Source organism: Rhodococcus sp. WMMA185, assembly GCF_001767395.1.
Lineage (GTDB): Bacteria > Actinomycetota > Actinomycetes > Mycobacteriales > Mycobacteriaceae > Rhodococcus_F.
On the sequence record NZ_CP017014.1, the window covers coordinates 3,256,955 to 3,271,723 of the forward strand.

Genomic DNA, 14,769 nt, shown 5'->3' on the forward strand with positions numbered 1-14,769 from the left:
AGCCGGCTCCTGAGCCCCGACGCCGCTACACCGGAGTGAGCCGATCGACGAGCCAACGATCATCGATCTTCTGCAACGAGACTCGCACCCGGCTACCCGAGGTTCTGGCCTCGGGGGCCTCGGCACTCGTGGTGATCTGGTTGAGATACAGGAGGACTACGGCCTCGGTCGGCGTGGTCGACACCGGAGCAGCGGCCTGAACGCTTACCTGCACGGTGAGCTGCTTCTCCTTGGCTCCGGGGCCGATAGTGTCTCGCACCAGCGTGGTGTACTCGTCACGGAACCCGCCCGTGAGACCGTCCGCAGCAGAGGCCAATTGGTCGTCGACGTCGGTGAAGTCGTATGCCAGCATCGCCACGGCCTGATCCTTTGCGGCCTCGACGGCCTCGGTGCGTGCCTGCTGCGCCAAATCGTCCTGCCAACGGTCGTACGAGAGGAAACCCACCACCGCAGCGAGTGCGACGACCACGACCGCCGCCACGATCTTCAGCACCATCGGATTGTTCCCGGCCAGCTTCGTCCCGCTTTCGACGGTCGCGGGTTCCGTCGGGCTCCCAGCATTGTTCTCGGTCATGGGACGAACTCCACCTTCGATGCCGTCAATTTGCCATCGACTTCGCTAACGGTCACGCGCATTCGGAAGTCGCGCGGTGAGGGTGCCGGTTGGTCCGCACTGGTCACCATTGTTCGGGCGGCCACGAGTACCTTTGCCGAGATGTTGGTCTCCGACTCGATGCCCGCCTCGACGATCTCGCCTGTTGTGGTCACCTCCGCGGCCTTCACGACATCCACAAACGGTCCCTCACGCCCCCTGAACTCGTCGAGGAACTCGCCGGATGCACCGGCAACAATCCGGTCGACGTCCTCCTTCGCGGTCTCGGGGTGAATGGTGGTGAGGTTCAAAACGGTTTGCCGGGCAGTATCGACGAACGCCTGGCGGCGGTTGTCCCGCTCCTGTGCGGAACGGTGGTCGAACAGCAGAACCACCGTCGCCGCGAGAAGCGCGACAATCAACAATCCGGTCAATCCCCACCCGAGGGAGAACCTCGGCCGACTGCGGGGCCTCGGTTCCGCGGCAGGCGATGCGCTGCCGGTCGACGGCGCCATCGGTGCCGCAACCGACACCGACGAGGGTCCACTCGTCGCAATACGCTCCGTCGCGGACTCGGCAGGAGCGGATTCTGGGATCGGCCCAGCCGATTTCGTCAGCACGACCGGATCCGGAGCCTCGGCCTTCCCCTCCGGCGGGCCCGCGTGGCGGACAGCCCTTCGCCGGTTTCGACCCGCCTGTGCGGGCGCCCGTACGGTCGTCGATCCGTCCACGGACTCTGCCGGGTGCCCGTTCGTAGTGGAGCTCAAAGCTGCTGGTCTGTCATCATCGTCTGCCACGTGGAGTCCTTCCCTTGCCCCGCCAGATCCGTTTGGGTGTATGTCATTCCATCCGAACCGATGAAGCTACCGGTAGCCGGATCGTAGGGAACGGACGCGACCGGTGCACTATCGGCGCCTTCGTATGAACTCGGAACCGCAATGTATGACGGTACATCCGGGGGCATGACCGGCCCGTAGGGTGGGTTGTTGCCCACCGGCTCCCAGCCGCCGTCACGGCATGCCTCAACGGTCGGCGCGCGGCGGCCAGGGAACTCCATGCACGGCAGGTTTCGTGCACCGCGCACGACGGACGGGTCGTCCGGGGCGGTCTTACAGTACAGGTTGTTCGGTGTGTCGATCAGATCTGTCTGGTCGCCGCTGCGCCTCTGGTCCGCGGGCAGGAATCCCGTAGTACAGGCTGGGGGATCCGTCAGTTGCAGCGCAAAGTCGACGATCGCGCCGTCCTCGACTGGTCCGCCCGTCGCCGATGTCACGAGCGCCGCGGTCAGCGGCGGGTAGATGACCAGGACCTGTTCGATGCTCTTGTTGTAGATGACCCCGACCTCGGCGACACTCACCAGATTCCGGAGCAGGATCGGCAGGGTTGGCTGCAAATCCTGAAACAGCTGAGTGGTTTCCTGCGTTGCGCCCGGAGCCTTCTCGAGTACCGACCGCAGATTCGGATCACTTGCTCGTAGCTGATCGGTGAAGATCGACAAGTCTCTTGTCCAAGAACGGATCGCGTCGCTGCTGACGATCTGCGTGTCGAGCAGAGGACCAGCCCGGTCGATCAGGTCTCGGGTTGCCTCACTGTTCGCGTCCGCCTCCTCGACGAAGAGCCGCGCCGAGTCGATGAGCCGCTGCAACTCTGGGCCCGACCCATTGAATGCCATAAACGCTTCGTCGATCACCGTTTGGAGGCGAGTGTCCGAAATGCTCGCAAGCAGAACGTCTGCCTGGTCGAGCATCTCGCCGACATCCTGCGGGATGCTTGTGCGGCCTAGGGGGATCACGTCTCCGGCCGCGAGATACGGTCCGTCGGCGTCGGCACCGTCGACCCGCGGAATCAGATCGACATACTGCTCCCCGATCGCCGACACGCTCTTGACGGCGGCGTCGGCATCGGCCGGAATCTTGTAGTTGCTGTCGAGTGACAACTTCGCGTCGACACCGGCAGCGGTGAGTGTGACCTCCTCGACCACGCCGATATTGGTGCCGCGATACGCGACGTTGGCGTGCGGGTACAACCCTCCCGTGGCCGGCAGCTCTACCGTCACCTCGTAGCGGCCGATGCCGAGCAGCATCGGCACCCTCACATACTGGATGGACATCACCGTCAGGCCGATGACGGTGAGAATCGAGAAGAGGATCAACTGAATTCGGACGAACCGCGTCATTCTCATGGTGCCGGCACCCCTCCGAGTTGCGGCGGAAGTCCAGGTATCTGCAGTCCGGGTATCTGCAGCCCCGGTATCTGCGGAAGCCCTGGTATCTGGGGAAGCCCGGGGATCGGCGGCAACGCGGGTGCCGGATCGGCCGGCGGCAGCAACGGCGCCCGCAACGGATCGCTCGACTCCCCGGCCACTCCGGCAAGCGCGCCCACCGCACCCTCGACACCACCGAGCGATCCCTGAAGAGCCGTCCCCGTGAGGAAGTTCTTGTCGATGCGCTCGTTGGTCATGTCGATCGTCATCATGAGGTTCGCATAGTCCCCCTTGATCACTCTGTCGATCGTCGTCATCGGGAACGGATACGTCAGCAGCAGGGTCAGCACCCCGGTGAGCGCGCTTCCGGAGTTCGCCAGTTCCCGCAGAACCGGTGTGAGATTGCGCAGATTCTCGGTCAGATTCTCACCACTGCTCTCCACCAGCCGACTCGCGATGTCGCTGAGCTTGCCGACCTCGACCAGTGCGGTCGTCAGATTCTGGCGTTGCTCCACGAGCACTGCCAGTGCGGGTGGGATGCCGTCCAGTGCCGCGTCGAGGGTGGCCTTCTGAGCGTTGACGGTCTCCGACAACCGGTCGAGACCCTCCATCGCACCGATGATGTCGCCCTTCTGCTGGTCGAGGCTGGTGACGAGTTGGTCGAGTTTGGGAAGTAGATCCCGGATCGACTCTTCGCGCCCGTCCAGTGCGGCGTTGAGTTCCTGGGTGATGTCGCGGATCTGTGCGATCCCGCCACCGTTGAGCACCACCGACAACGACGACAGCGTCTGTTCCGTGGTCGGGTAGGCGCCCGCCCGCTCGATCGGGATGACGTCGCCGTCCTCCAACCTTCCTTCGGGCTCGGTGTCGACGGGCGGAGCCAGTTCGAGATGCTGAGAGCCCAGGAGGCTGGTCTGGCCGATCTTGGCGGTCGCGTTCGCCGGCAACTGGACGTCACCGTTGATCGAGACGGACACGAGCGCATGCCAGTCCTGAACCTCGATTCCGGTCACGGTGCCCACCGTCACGTCGTTCACGCGTACCGGCGAGTTTTGGGACAGCGTAGTCACATTGGGCATCTGGATCTCGACCGTGTAGGCGTCGTCGCCTCTACCCTCCGTCCCTGGCAACGGAAGAGAGTTCAGCCCTCCCCACTCGCATGCGCTCAGCGTCAGGGACACCACGACCACCGCTGCCGCGATACCGGTGCGGCGAGCGCCCGAATGTCTTGTCATCGCCCACCCCCCGGTGTCAGAAGGTCTCGCAGACTCTTGGGTACGTCGACGGGAGGCATCCCCGGAATGGTCATCACCGGAGCAGACTGCCGCGGCATGGATGCCTCCAGGCTGGGTGGGCTGTACTCGATCTGGTCCGGAAACGCATTCACTCCAGTGGTCGGGTTGGTCAGAATGGGCAGGTAATTCGCCGTCAGGGAGTTGAGTACCGGAGACAGATACTGTGTACACAGATCGGCGCTGCGGTCGGACTGATTGGATTCCAGGCTCTGAATGGCGCCGCACATGAAGTTGACGGGGTTAGCGAAGTTCGAGAACGCAATCGCGCCGACCACCGACCCCTGCGCCGGCTTGTAGATGTTGTTGAAGTTGGCAAGGGCTGTGGGGGCGACGTGGAGAACCTGTTCGAGTTGGGGCCGCTTGTCGGCGAGCACCTGGGTGGCGTCGGCGAGGCGGGCCACCTGTTCGCTCAAGCTGGCCCGGTTCTCCGTCACGAACCGGTTGACGTCGCCGATCGCTATGTCGAGATCGTTCAGAGCCGCTCCGAGCTCATCGGAATTGTCGGCGAGCATGCTCGATACCGATGCGAGCCGGCCCTCGAACTGGACGATCTGCTCGTTGCTCGACGACAGGGCCGCCACAAACGTCTGTAGGTTGCGGACGGTGGAGAAAAGGTCGGTCCGGCCGTCCGAGAGGATCCGCATGGTTTCCGACAGTTCCCGCAGGGTGCTGCGCAGTGACTCACCGTTTCCGTCGAGATTGTCAGCGGCAGTGTCGATGAACGTACCCAGCGCGCCCTGCGGGTCGGCCCCCTGCGGGCCGAGCGCCTCCGACAGCTTGGTCAGCTCGGTCTTGATCTCGTCCCACTCCACGGGCACGGCCGTGCGCTCGATCGGGATGCTCGCGCCGTCGGCCATCGTCGGCCCGCCCTCATACACCGGCGTCAGTTGGATAAACCGCCCCGACACCAGGCTAGGAGCGACGATGACGGCCAGGGCGTCCGTAGGAATCTCGACGCTCCTGTCGACGGACATCGTCACCCGCGAGAAGTCTGCGCCGGGTTCGATGCTGTCGATCGTGCCCACCTTGACACCCAGGACGCGTACGTCGTCTCCCGAATACAGACCGGTGGTGGCAGGGAAGTCTGCGGTGATCGTGACCTGGAAGATTCTGGGCACGAAGATCACCACGGCACCGACCACCAGCGACACCGCGACGGCGGCGACACCTGCCCGAATCCACCAGGTCTTCCGGGTACGAACAGCATCCGTGATGGTCATGGCTGGGGCTCTCTCAGCTCGAAGGACGGACCCGACTCGGTGAAGGCTTCGAGGTCATTCGGAAGGTGCTCCGGCCAGGTCACCGCATCGCTCAGTCCCTGGAGCAGATTCCCGATGCCGATGTTGTAGACGTAGGCCATGAAGAACGGTCCGCTACCGACAGTCTCGCCGAGCTGAGTCGCGTACGGTGCGAGGCCCTCGAGAGCCTGCGCGATATTTTCGTTGTTCCTCTGCAGAACGTCGACCACCGAGTTCAGTTTGTCCAGTGTCGGTTTCATCTGCTCCTGGTTGTCCAGGACCAGACCGGTCAACTGCCGAGACACCGCTGAAATATTCACGATCAGCTGACTGATCGCCGCCCGCCGCAGATCGAGTTCGGCGAACAACTCGTTCCCTTCCACGATCAGGGAGTTGATCTGGTCGCTGCGCTCGGCAAGGATTCCCGTCACGTTCTCCGCGCGCGAGAGCAGCTGCTTCAGACTCTCGTCCCGAGAGTTGATGGACTCGGACAACCGGGTCATCCCGTCGAGAGCCGTGCGGAGTTCGGGCGGGGTGTTCTCGAGCGCACCGGACATCGCGTTGAGCGCATCGTTGATCTCGTCCGTATCGAGCTCTGACGCCGTCGTGGTGAAGTCTCCGAGCGCATCGTTGAGCGAGTACGGAGAGTTCGTGCGTTCCAACGGAATCGTCGACCCGACGGGCATCGTGTCCTGACCGCGAGGTGTGACCTCGAGCGACTTGCGCCCGAGGACGGTATTGGTCTTGATATTCGCCTCGGACGCATCGCCGAGGGCGATACCGTCCTCGATCGTGAACGTGACGAGCACGTGTTGTTCGTCGAGTTCGACCTCGGCAACTTTGCCCACGTCGACACCGGCGAGCGTCACGGTATCGCCGGTCATCAGACCGCCCGCGTCCTCGAATCTGGCCGAGTACTGCGCTCCACCCGAAAGGAATTGCAGCTGATCGTATTGCAGGGTGGCAATCACGATCATGGCCGTCACGGCAATACCGATGATTCCCACCTGCACGGGATCGCGTTCACTCTTCATGACTACGGTGCGCACCTCCCCGTCGTCTGAGCGCCCGGCAAGTTGAGGATCAGATCCGCTCCGTCCGGTCCGGAGAACTTGAACCGGACACTACACACGTACATCTGGAAGAAGCTGCCGTACGTGCCGATTCGGATGAGCTTGCGATAGGCGTCCGGTAGGTTCTGCAGGACCCACTCGACGTGCTCTTCTCCGGCCTGGAGTTGGGTGGCGGTCCGGTTCGCTTCGTAGATCGTGCTCTGGAGCGGGGGTCGTGCGCCCTCGAGTAGATTCGCGAGATCTCCGGTGGCCGTGGAAATTCGAGGGATGGCGTCGCCGATCTGCTCGCGATCTTGCGAAAGTCCACTGACCAACTGCTGAAGCGAGTCCAGCGTCGATCGGAACTGGTCGTCACGCTCGTCGATCGTGCCGAGAACCTCATTGAGGTTGTCGATCACATCGCCGATCAATTCATCCCGGTCGGCCAGAGTGTTCGTGAATGAACTCGTGCTGCCGAGCAACGACACCAACGTTCCCCCTTGCCCCTGGAACACCTGAACCAGCGCCGCGGACAGATCGTTGACCTGCTGCGGATCGAGTGCCCGCAGCAGCGGTTTGAAGCCACCGAGCAACAGATCCAGATCGAGAGCGGGAGAGGTGTTGGCTACAGGGATCGTGGCGCCGGCAGCCAGTGGTTCCACCGACCCTGCCCCTTCGAGAAGTTCCATGTAGCGATCGCCGACGAGGTTCTCGTACCGCACTGTCGCCTTGGTGCCGTCGAACAACGAGTATTTGGTGTCGACGCTGAAATCGACCACGGCCAGGTTGTCGTCGTTAATGCTCACCTTGTCGACGGCACCTACCGGAACGCCGGCAATTCGCACCTTGTCACCGGCGGCGAGTCCGGAAACGCTTGTGAATACGGCGTGGTAGCCGTGGGAACTACTGAACCGGTACTGACTGAACACCAGGGCGAGACCAGCGAAGATCATCGACATCACCGTCGCGAATATCAGCAGCTTGACCGAGGTTGCTCGCACAGTTACCGCCCGCCTTGCTCGGGATACATGCCCGGGAACAAAAGCTGGAAAACCTTTGGCAGGTTGAACTGGACCTCAGTCGAGGGCACGAACGGCACCGTTCCCGTGTCGGCAACCACGAACTTCGCATTCACATTCGGGTCGGGATTCGGAAGACCGTGGCAAGCCGGCCCCCCTGTCGCATTGACCTTTGGCAGGTCCTTCGGATAGGTGTATGGCTCCTGCCCGTACACGAAGCCGGAATTCATGGCGATGCCCGGCTGATTGCCTCCGATTATTTCTTCCGCCAGTGGGATCAGGTCGTTCAGCCCCACGATGAAGCAGGTGAATCCGGGCGAGTACTCATCCAGCAGTTCCGTCGTCGGGACAAGGAGGTCGAGGAGGGACTCCGTGTTCTGCTCGTTGTCGGTGAGCAGTATGTTGGCGGTGTCGGACAGGCCGATGACGTTGAGCAGCACTGCGTCCAGGTTGTCTTGTTCGTCCACGATGGTGGCGCTGGTCACCGTTGCATTGTCGGCCACTCGCAGCAGATCCGGTGCGGTGTCGGCGTATACGGCACTGACCTGTGCCGCCTTCGACAGATCCTCTTGCAACTGGGGAAGACTCGGATTCATCTTTGCCAGATACTCGTCTCCCTGCTCGAGCAGAGCGCCGAGTTCATCGCCCCGGCCTCGCAGCGCAGTAGAGATGGCACCCAGGGTGGCGTTGAGTTTCTCAGGCTGTACTTGGGCCAGCACGTCGGACAGGTGCTGGAAGACGGTATTGAACTCGACGGTGACGTTGTCGGAGGAAATGACGTCGCCGGACTGCAGATGGGTGGACGACGGGTCAGCGGGCATCGTGAGATTCACGTACTTCGCGCCGAACACTGTCGTGGAGGTGATGTCCACCAAGACGTTGGAGGGGATCAACGACAACATGTCGGGATAGATGTCGAGCTTCAGCTCTGCGCCGTTCGTGACGTACTCGATTGATCCGACGCGACCGACCTCGACGCCGAGGAGCTTTACCTTCGCGTCAGGGTCCATCACCAGCCCGGAGCGATTCGACGTGACGGTGACGGGCACGGACTTGGTGAAGGTCCCGCTGAACATCGCCAGCGAGACTGCGATGATTGCGACAAGGCTCGCGACGAGCACGAGCGCCGCAAGCTTCTTCTTCACACCCGAGTCGGTCATCTACCGGCAGTCCTATCCCGAGAGGTTGAAGTTGCCGGACGCGCCGTAGATGGCGAGCGAGATGAGCAGGGTAACGGTCACGACGGCGATGAGCGAAGAACGCACTGCATTGCCGACAGCGACTCCAACACCGACGGGGCCGCCGGAGGCGTTGAATCCGTAGTACGTGTGGATGAGCATGATCGCAATCGCCATCACGATGGCCTGGGCGAACGACCACAAGATGTCCGTTGGTATCAGGAACGTGGAGAAGTAGTGGTCGTAGACGCCGGCTGACTGGCCGTAGAGCACAACGGTAGCGAACCGGCTCGCGACGAAGGACGCGATGACCGCCAGCGCGTACAGCGGGACGATCGCGATCATTCCTGCCATCACGCGGGTGCTCACCAAATAGGGGATCGACGGGATCGCCATCGTCTCGAGCGCGTCTATTTCCTCCGAGACCCGCATCGCGCCGAGCTGGGCGGTGGAGCCGGCGCCGATCGTGGCGGCCAATCCGATGCCCGCGATGACGGGGGCCGCGATGCGCACGTTGATGAATGCCGCGAAGAAACCAGTGAGTGCCTCGACACCGATGTTGCCGAGCGAACTGAAGCCCTGCACGGCGATGGTGCCGCCGGTGAACAGGGTGAGGAAGCCGACGATCACAACCGTGCCACCGATGACGGCCAACGCACCCGTACCCATGCTGATCTCGGCGATCAGCCGCAGTGTCTCCCGGCGGTAGTGAATCAAGGCGCGTGGCGCCGAACCGATGGCCCTCACGAAGAACAGCGCCTGTTCACCAAGCCGATCGATTGAACGAGATGCCGACGCGAATCGTCGGCGAGTTCGAGGAAAGCGCCCGGTTGCAGCCAGCACCATCTACTTCACCGCCATGTCGATCACCCGCTCGTCAGCTTGATGCCGACGGCTGTAACGAGAACGTTGACCACGAACAGTGCCATGAACGAGAACACCACGGTCTGGTTGACCGCGTCACCGACACTCTTCGCGCCACCCTTGACGTTGAGACCCAGGTAGGAGGCGACGAGGCCCGCGATCATGCCGAACAGGCCGGCTTTGACTTCCGAGATCACCAGCTCACCCAACCCGGTGAGCAGAGTGATGCCGTTGACGAACGCGCCCGGATTGACGTCCTGGATGTAGACCGAGAAAACGAAGCCGCCCAGAATGCCGATCGTGCAGACCAAGCCGTTGAGCAGGAGTGCCACCCCTGTCGACGCCAACACGCGGGGTACCACGAGTCGTTGGATCGGATTGATACCCAACACACGCATCGCGTCGATTTCTTCGCGGATGGTGCGAGCGGAGAGATCTGCGCAGATTGCAGTCGCGCCGGCGCCGGCCACGATCAGCACGGTAACGATAGGGCCGACCTGAGTGACGGTACCGAGCGCGGCACCGGCGCCGCTGAGGTCCGCCGCCCCGATCTCGCGGAGAAGGATATTGATCGTGAAACTCACCAGGACTGTGAAGGGAATGGCGACCAATACCGTGGGCAGCATCGAGACCCGGGCGATAAACCAGGCCTGGTCGACGAATTCGCGGCGCTGGAAGGGCCTCTGGAACATTGCCTTCAAGGTCTCGCCTGCCATCATGAAGAACCCGCCGACCGCACGTAACGGCACCTCGAGGAGGTCCACCATCCACCCCTCCCCGTTTCAGATCGCGCCTGGCACAGACCGTCTCACTAGGCGACCCTGCCTGTGACCCGGATCATACTAATGAGAACGTGTTTACCTGTCAAAAGAAAAAGCAACCATCGGTCAGGATCTTTGGATACCCAACCCACAGCGAAGAGGGGATTCATCCGAACATGTTTGCGGAAATTCTCCGAAACGACTCGCAATGACAATCTACGACTCCAGATCAATTCTCTGAATAACGTATAGCACAACCAGTTTGATCAATATTCGCAGTCGGCGCAGAGCGTATTCGGTGAATCGACGCCAGCACATCGGCGGCGTCGGGCCACGGGTATCCGGCCGCAACCGAACGGGGCCATCGCGAACGTTCACCTCCGGCGCCGACACCAGAAAATGAAACACGTTTCTTGTCGATCTCGGCACGCTTTCGCGCACCCCGATTCAAGGTCACCCCGCCTCCTCCCCCTTGGAGCCGTCTGCGGCGACCTCAGTATCACCCATCAGGAGCGAATTGCCGGCAAGAAAGATGCGGATCGTGAACCTCCTGTCGCGAAGACGCTCCGGCGCGTGAGATCAACCCAGCTCGCGCAGAGCCGCGGAAGCGGAGAACATCCTGGACGGATCGCGATCACCGAAATAGCCGCCGAGTTCGGCCGCGAGCGCTTCGGGTGTCCACTGCCCGTCCACCGCGTCGAAGCGTCGCTCCACGACCGGTGCCGCCATCAATGCCACCATCGGTCCGTACACCACGAAGACCTGTCCGTTGACGGAACTTGCGGCGGGTGATGCGAGATACGCGACCAGAGAGGCCACGTGTTCCGGCGACAGAGGATCGACTCCCTCCGCAGGAGCCTCACCGAAGACGTTCTCCGTCATCGATGTCCGGGCGCGAGGGCAGATCGCATTGGCGCGGACGCCGTAGCGGGACAACCCGCGAGCAGCCGAGAGCGTCAATGCCGTGATACCGGCCTTGGCCGCTCCGTAATTGGCCTGCCCCTCAGGTCCCAGCAGACCCGCCTCTGAAGACGTGTTGACTATCCGCCCGTACACGAGCGACCCGGTTTCCTTCGACTTGGCCCGCCAATACGATGCGGCAGACCGGCACAGCAGGAAGTGGCCGCGAAGATGAACCTTGAGAACCAGATCCCAATCTTCATCGGACATGTTGAACAACATTCGATCTCGGGTGATGCCCGCATTGTTCACGAGGACATCGAGGCCGCCGAGTCGGTCGTGTGCCGCCTCCATGATCGCGTCCGCGGTGGATCGTTCGCCGATGTCGCCGGCCACGAACTCGACCTTCGCGCCCAGCTTCCGAATCTCCTCGAGGGTCTCCTCCACGGCGTCGCCGACGGCCAAGTCATTGACCACGACGGACGCGCCGGCACGTGCGAGTGCAATCGCCTCGAACTTGCCGAGACCGGATCCCGCACCGGTCACGACGCCCACCTTGCCGTCCAAGCTCACATCACGGTCGGTTACAGCGTTCATCGAACACCGCCCGGGAAACCCCTGGCTTTAGCCGCGGGGAGGAAAGGGCGGCCAGGTATTGCATCCGACATGGGCATTCTCCTTTTGTGTCGGTGGTGTCGATTAGGTTTCCGGTCGTGGCCGAAGAAGTGGTGCGCTACACCTACCGCCTGCGCCCCGGTGCGCAGGCCGAACGCGCACTGCTCGCCGAATGGCATCGTTGCCGGTTCCTGTGGAACGAAGCCGTCCACCAACAGAAGTCGGGAAACGGGCCGGACCTGAAGAAGCTGGGCAAGCTCCTCACCGAAGCCCGCAGGGGAAGCCACTGGCTGCGAGACGGCTCCCAGAACGCCCAGCAGCAGATGCTCCGGACCTACACGCAGGCCCTGAGCCACTCCTTCACGGTGAAAGGCCGTGGGCGCCCGAAGGTCAAGGCCCGGAAGAAGACGCTGCCGTCGCTCGAGTACAACACTCGAGGCTTCTCCATCCGGGATCGTAGATTGGTGTTGCCGAAGGGCGTCACGATCCCGGTGGTGTGGTCCCGGGAGCTGCCGTCCGAACCGGCCTCCGTTCGCGTCTTTCGAGACAGCCTGGGTCACTGGTACGCCTCGTTCGTCGTCCGACGCGAGAACGCACCTGCCCCGGAGGTCGACCCCGGGAGCCGGGTCGGGATCGACTGGGGTGTCACCACCACCGCAACCACCACCGACAGGGCCCACGACCTGCCCTATGTGGGGCACCGGCAGCGGTGTGCCGCCGAACTCGCCAAGGCCCAACGGAAAACGGCGCGACGGCACAGCGGTAGACGTGGTCCCCAGTCGAACGGATACCGGCGGGCGAGAGGGGAGGCCGCGCGTTTGCACAAGAAAGCGGCCCGGCAAACCCGGCACGATTCGCGGGTATGGGCCAAACAGGTCGTCGACAACCACCAGTTGCTTGCGGTGGAGGATTTCGCACCGAAGTTCCTGGCCAGGTCGACGATGGCCCGTAAAGCCGCCGACGCCGCGATCGGGGCGGCGAAACGCGAACTTGTCGACCGTGGTCTGCGGGCTGGCCGGAAGGTGGTGTTGGTCAAGCCCGCGTACACGACGATGACGTGTTCGAGGTGTTTCGCGAGAGCCAAGCAGCAACTCGGACTCGATGAACGCACTTTCCTGTGCCGATGCTGCGGACACACCGACGACCGGGACAGGAACGCCGCCAGAGTGATTCTGGCTGTGGCAGAACGGGGCCACACAAGCGTCGACGGCATAAGACATGTGCATCCCTCCTCCGGGTCGGGTGAATGTGCGGCCTGAGCTTGAAATCCCCCGGCTTCAGCCGTGGGGAACCGTTAAGAACACGCTCTCCTGGTTCCGTGCACTCGCCGTAAGTCGGGAACCCCGCCCAGACGGCAGGACGGATCAACTGTAGAACGTGTTCCTATTCGGGGCAACAACGGTCAGGGATGCTCGGTGAGCGCAGCCCGCGGGCACTGAGCGATCGCGGTGCGCACGTCATCCTCCCGGTCAGCGGGCGGAACTGGGCTCGTGATGTGCAACTGCTCGTCGTCGTCGAGCTCGAAGATGTCCGGCGCGATCCCCACACAGACGCCATTGGCCTCGCAACGGTCGAAATCGACTCTGACCTCCATAAAAAACCCTCATCTCTCCTCGTCGCACTGCCTACGCAATGGGCGCGACCGGGCTGTGGTCGCACACCATTACTCTCATTAGACTAGAACCTGTTCCAGTCGTGTGCAATGATTCGTTTCACGACTGCGAGCGGTCCCACCTGGCTCGCTTCGGGACCAGGCGGGACCGATTCCGCCATTGCGCCGCAGTGACTGGAACCTGTGCCAGATTTCGCTGATTCCAGCTCTCGACCGGAGAGGTATTTCGATGCACATCACCTACACGCCGCAGCAGCAAGAGCTGAGGGAAGAACTGCGGGCGTATTTCGCGAAGCTGATGACGCCGGAGCGCCGCGAAGCCCTGGCCGCCACAACCGGAGAATACGGGGCGGGCAACGTCTACCGTGAGGTCGTTGCCCAGATGGGCAAGGACGGCTGGCTGACTCTCGGATGGCCCAGAGAGTATGGCGGCCAGGAGCGTTCGGCGATGGAGCAGTTGATTTTTACCGACGAGGCGGCCATTGCCGGCGCGCCCGTCCCCTTCCTCACTATCAACTCGGTCGCGCCGACCATCATGCACTTCGGTACACCCGAGCAGAAGTCGTACTTCCTGCCCAAGATCTCCGCGGGTGAGCTGCATTTCTCCATCGGCTACTCCGAACCCGGAGCGGGAACCGACCTCGCCGCGCTTCGCACCACCGCCAACAAGGACGGCGACGACTACGTCATCAATGGTCAGAAGATGTGGACCAGCCTGATCGCCTACGCCGACTACGTTTGGCTGGCCTGCCGTACCGATCCCGACGCCAAGAAGCACAAGGGCATCAGTGTTCTGATTGTTCCGACGACGGCCGAAGGCTTCTCGTACACCCCGGTCCACACGATGGCCGGCCCGGATACGAGCGCCACCTACTATCAGGACGTGCGCGTTCCCTCGACGGCGCTCGTGGGACCCGAGAACGGCGGCTGGGCTCTGATCACCAACCAGCTCAACCACGAACGCGTCGCCCTCACATCCGCCGGTCCGGTCTTGACCGCCCTGCACGAAGTGCGCGAATGGGCCCAGAACACCAAGTTGCCCGACGGTCGCCGTGTCATCGACCAGGAATGGGTCCAGATCAACCTCGCCCGGGTGCATGCCAAGGCCGAGTACCTGAAGTTGATGAACTGGGAGATCGCTTCGGGTACTTCGGCGGACGGCGCAAACACAGATCACGCTCCCGGTCGCGAAGCCGCATCCGCGAACAAGGTGTACGGCACCGAATTCGCCACTGAGGCATACCGGCTCCTGATGGAGATCCTCGGGCCGTCGGCCACACTGCGTCAGAACTCTCCCGGCGTCCTGCTGCGTGGACGCCTCGAGCGGATGCACCGCTCGTCGCTGATCCTGACCTTCGGCGGCGGAACCAACGAGGTGCAACGCGACATCATCGGAATGACCGCCCTCGGCCTGCCCCCAGCCAAGCGTTAGGACACACG

General features: G+C 62.7%; 14 protein-coding genes. 2 read left to right on the plus strand and 12 right to left on the minus strand.

The features are described from left to right. Nucleotides 1-25 precede the first annotated feature (25 nt). The 11 genes from BFN03_RS14600 to BFN03_RS14650 all read right to left on the minus strand — a co-directional run bounded on the left by BFN03_RS14600 (nucleotide 26) and on the right by BFN03_RS14650 (nucleotide 11,699). The gene (locus BFN03_RS14600; RefSeq protein WP_442971850.1) at nucleotides 26-574 is read right to left on the minus strand and encodes a h domain protein; all 549 of its coding nucleotides are present in this window, start codon (nucleotides 572-574) and stop codon (nucleotides 26-28) included. After that, nucleotides 571-1,389: a hypothetical protein gene (locus tag BFN03_RS14605; RefSeq protein ID WP_157109624.1), complete on the minus strand. Its 819-nt coding sequence runs from the start codon at nucleotides 1,387-1,389 to the stop codon at nucleotides 571-573. The genes BFN03_RS14600 and BFN03_RS14605 overlap by 4 nt, the downstream gene beginning before the upstream one ends. Continuing rightward, nucleotides 1,356-2,774: an MCE family protein gene (locus tag BFN03_RS14610; RefSeq protein WP_070379605.1), complete on the minus strand. Its 1,419-nt coding sequence runs from the start codon at nucleotides 2,772-2,774 to the stop codon at nucleotides 1,356-1,358. The genes BFN03_RS14605 and BFN03_RS14610 overlap by 34 nt, the downstream gene beginning before the upstream one ends. Next, on the minus strand, nucleotides 2,771-4,030 hold the full coding sequence (locus tag BFN03_RS14615) for an MCE family protein (RefSeq protein ID WP_070379606.1): 1,260 nt from the start codon (nucleotides 4,028-4,030) through the stop codon (nucleotides 2,771-2,773). The genes BFN03_RS14610 and BFN03_RS14615 overlap by 4 nt, the downstream gene beginning before the upstream one ends. Continuing rightward, nucleotides 4,027-5,310 carry an MCE family protein gene (locus BFN03_RS14620; protein ID WP_070379607.1) on the minus strand — a complete coding sequence of 428 codons (1,284 nt, stop codon included), beginning with the start codon at nucleotides 5,308-5,310 and terminating at the stop codon, nucleotides 4,027-4,029. The genes BFN03_RS14615 and BFN03_RS14620 overlap by 4 nt, the downstream gene beginning before the upstream one ends. Further along, complete coding sequence (locus BFN03_RS14625; RefSeq protein WP_070380950.1) at nucleotides 5,307-6,362, minus strand: MCE family protein; 1,056 nt, start codon at nucleotides 6,360-6,362, stop codon at nucleotides 5,307-5,309. The genes BFN03_RS14620 and BFN03_RS14625 overlap by 4 nt, the downstream gene beginning before the upstream one ends. A 2-nt stretch (nucleotides 6,363-6,364) precedes the next feature. Beyond that, a complete protein-coding gene (locus BFN03_RS14630; protein WP_070379608.1) occupies nucleotides 6,365-7,381 on the minus strand; it encodes an MCE family protein in 1,017 nt (338 codons plus the stop codon). A gap of 2 nt (nucleotides 7,382-7,383) precedes the next feature. After that, complete coding sequence (locus BFN03_RS14635) at nucleotides 7,384-8,559, minus strand: MCE family protein (protein ID WP_070379609.1); 1,176 nt, start codon at nucleotides 8,557-8,559, stop codon at nucleotides 7,384-7,386. Between the two features lie 12 nt (nucleotides 8,560-8,571). Beyond that, on the minus strand, nucleotides 8,572-9,423 hold the full coding sequence (locus tag BFN03_RS14640) for an MlaE family ABC transporter permease (RefSeq protein ID WP_070379610.1): 852 nt from the start codon (nucleotides 9,421-9,423) through the stop codon (nucleotides 8,572-8,574). Between the two features lie 20 nt (nucleotides 9,424-9,443). Beyond that, on the minus strand, nucleotides 9,444-10,208 hold the full coding sequence (locus BFN03_RS14645) for an MlaE family ABC transporter permease (RefSeq protein ID WP_070379611.1): 765 nt from the start codon (nucleotides 10,206-10,208) through the stop codon (nucleotides 9,444-9,446). Nucleotides 10,209-10,781: 573 nt separating this feature from the next. Next, entirely contained in the window at nucleotides 10,782-11,699 is a 918-nt protein-coding gene (locus BFN03_RS14650; protein ID WP_070379612.1) for a 3-oxoacyl-ACP reductase, read from the minus strand. A gap of 116 nt (nucleotides 11,700-11,815) precedes the next feature. Between BFN03_RS14650 and BFN03_RS14655 the strand changes: the two genes are divergently transcribed. Continuing rightward, entirely contained in the window at nucleotides 11,816-12,976 is a 1,161-nt protein-coding gene (locus BFN03_RS14655) for an RNA-guided endonuclease InsQ/TnpB family protein (RefSeq protein WP_070379613.1), read from the plus strand. A gap of 143 nt (nucleotides 12,977-13,119) precedes the next feature. Here the strand turns inward: BFN03_RS14655 and BFN03_RS14660 are convergent, their stop codons facing one another. Beyond that, nucleotides 13,120-13,311, minus strand: a complete 192-nt coding sequence (locus BFN03_RS14660) for a ferredoxin (RefSeq protein ID WP_070379614.1) — start codon at nucleotides 13,309-13,311, stop codon at nucleotides 13,120-13,122. Between the two features lie 247 nt (nucleotides 13,312-13,558). Here BFN03_RS14660 and BFN03_RS14665 point away from each other — a divergent pair, with 247 nt between their 5' ends. Next, entirely contained in the window at nucleotides 13,559-14,761 is a 1,203-nt protein-coding gene (locus BFN03_RS14665) for an acyl-CoA dehydrogenase family protein (RefSeq protein WP_070379615.1), read from the plus strand. The last annotated feature ends 8 nt before the right edge of the window (nucleotides 14,762-14,769 follow it).

Coding starts and splice junctions, on each gene's coding strand:
- BFN03_RS14665 (WP_070379615.1), top strand. CDS start 13,559: ATGCACATCACCTACACGCCGCAGCAGCAAGAGCTGAGGGAAGAACTG.
- BFN03_RS14635 (WP_070379609.1), bottom strand. CDS start 8,559: ATGACCGACTCGGGTGTGAAGAAGAAGCTTGCGGCGCTCGTGCTCGTC.
- BFN03_RS14640 (WP_070379610.1), bottom strand. CDS start 9,423: ATGGTGCTGGCTGCAACCGGGCGCTTTCCTCGAACTCGCCGACGATTC.
- BFN03_RS14650 (WP_070379612.1), bottom strand. CDS start 11,699: ATGAACGCTGTAACCGACCGTGATGTGAGCTTGGACGGCAAGGTGGGC.
- BFN03_RS14610 (WP_070379605.1), bottom strand. CDS start 2,774: ATGAGAATGACGCGGTTCGTCCGAATTCAGTTGATCCTCTTCTCGATT.
- BFN03_RS14625 (WP_070380950.1), bottom strand. CDS start 6,362: ATGAAGAGTGAACGCGATCCCGTGCAGGTGGGAATCATCGGTATTGCC.
- BFN03_RS14645 (WP_070379611.1), bottom strand. CDS start 10,208: ATGGTGGACCTCCTCGAGGTGCCGTTACGTGCGGTCGGCGGGTTCTTC.
- BFN03_RS14620 (WP_070379607.1), bottom strand. CDS start 5,310: ATGACCATCACGGATGCTGTTCGTACCCGGAAGACCTGGTGGATTCGG.
- BFN03_RS14600 (WP_442971850.1), bottom strand. CDS start 574: ATGACCGAGAACAATGCTGGGAGCCCGACGGAACCCGCGACCGTCGAA.
- BFN03_RS14660 (WP_070379614.1), bottom strand. CDS start 13,311: ATGGAGGTCAGAGTCGATTTCGACCGTTGCGAGGCCAATGGCGTCTGT.
- BFN03_RS14615 (WP_070379606.1), bottom strand. CDS start 4,030: ATGACAAGACATTCGGGCGCTCGCCGCACCGGTATCGCGGCAGCGGTG.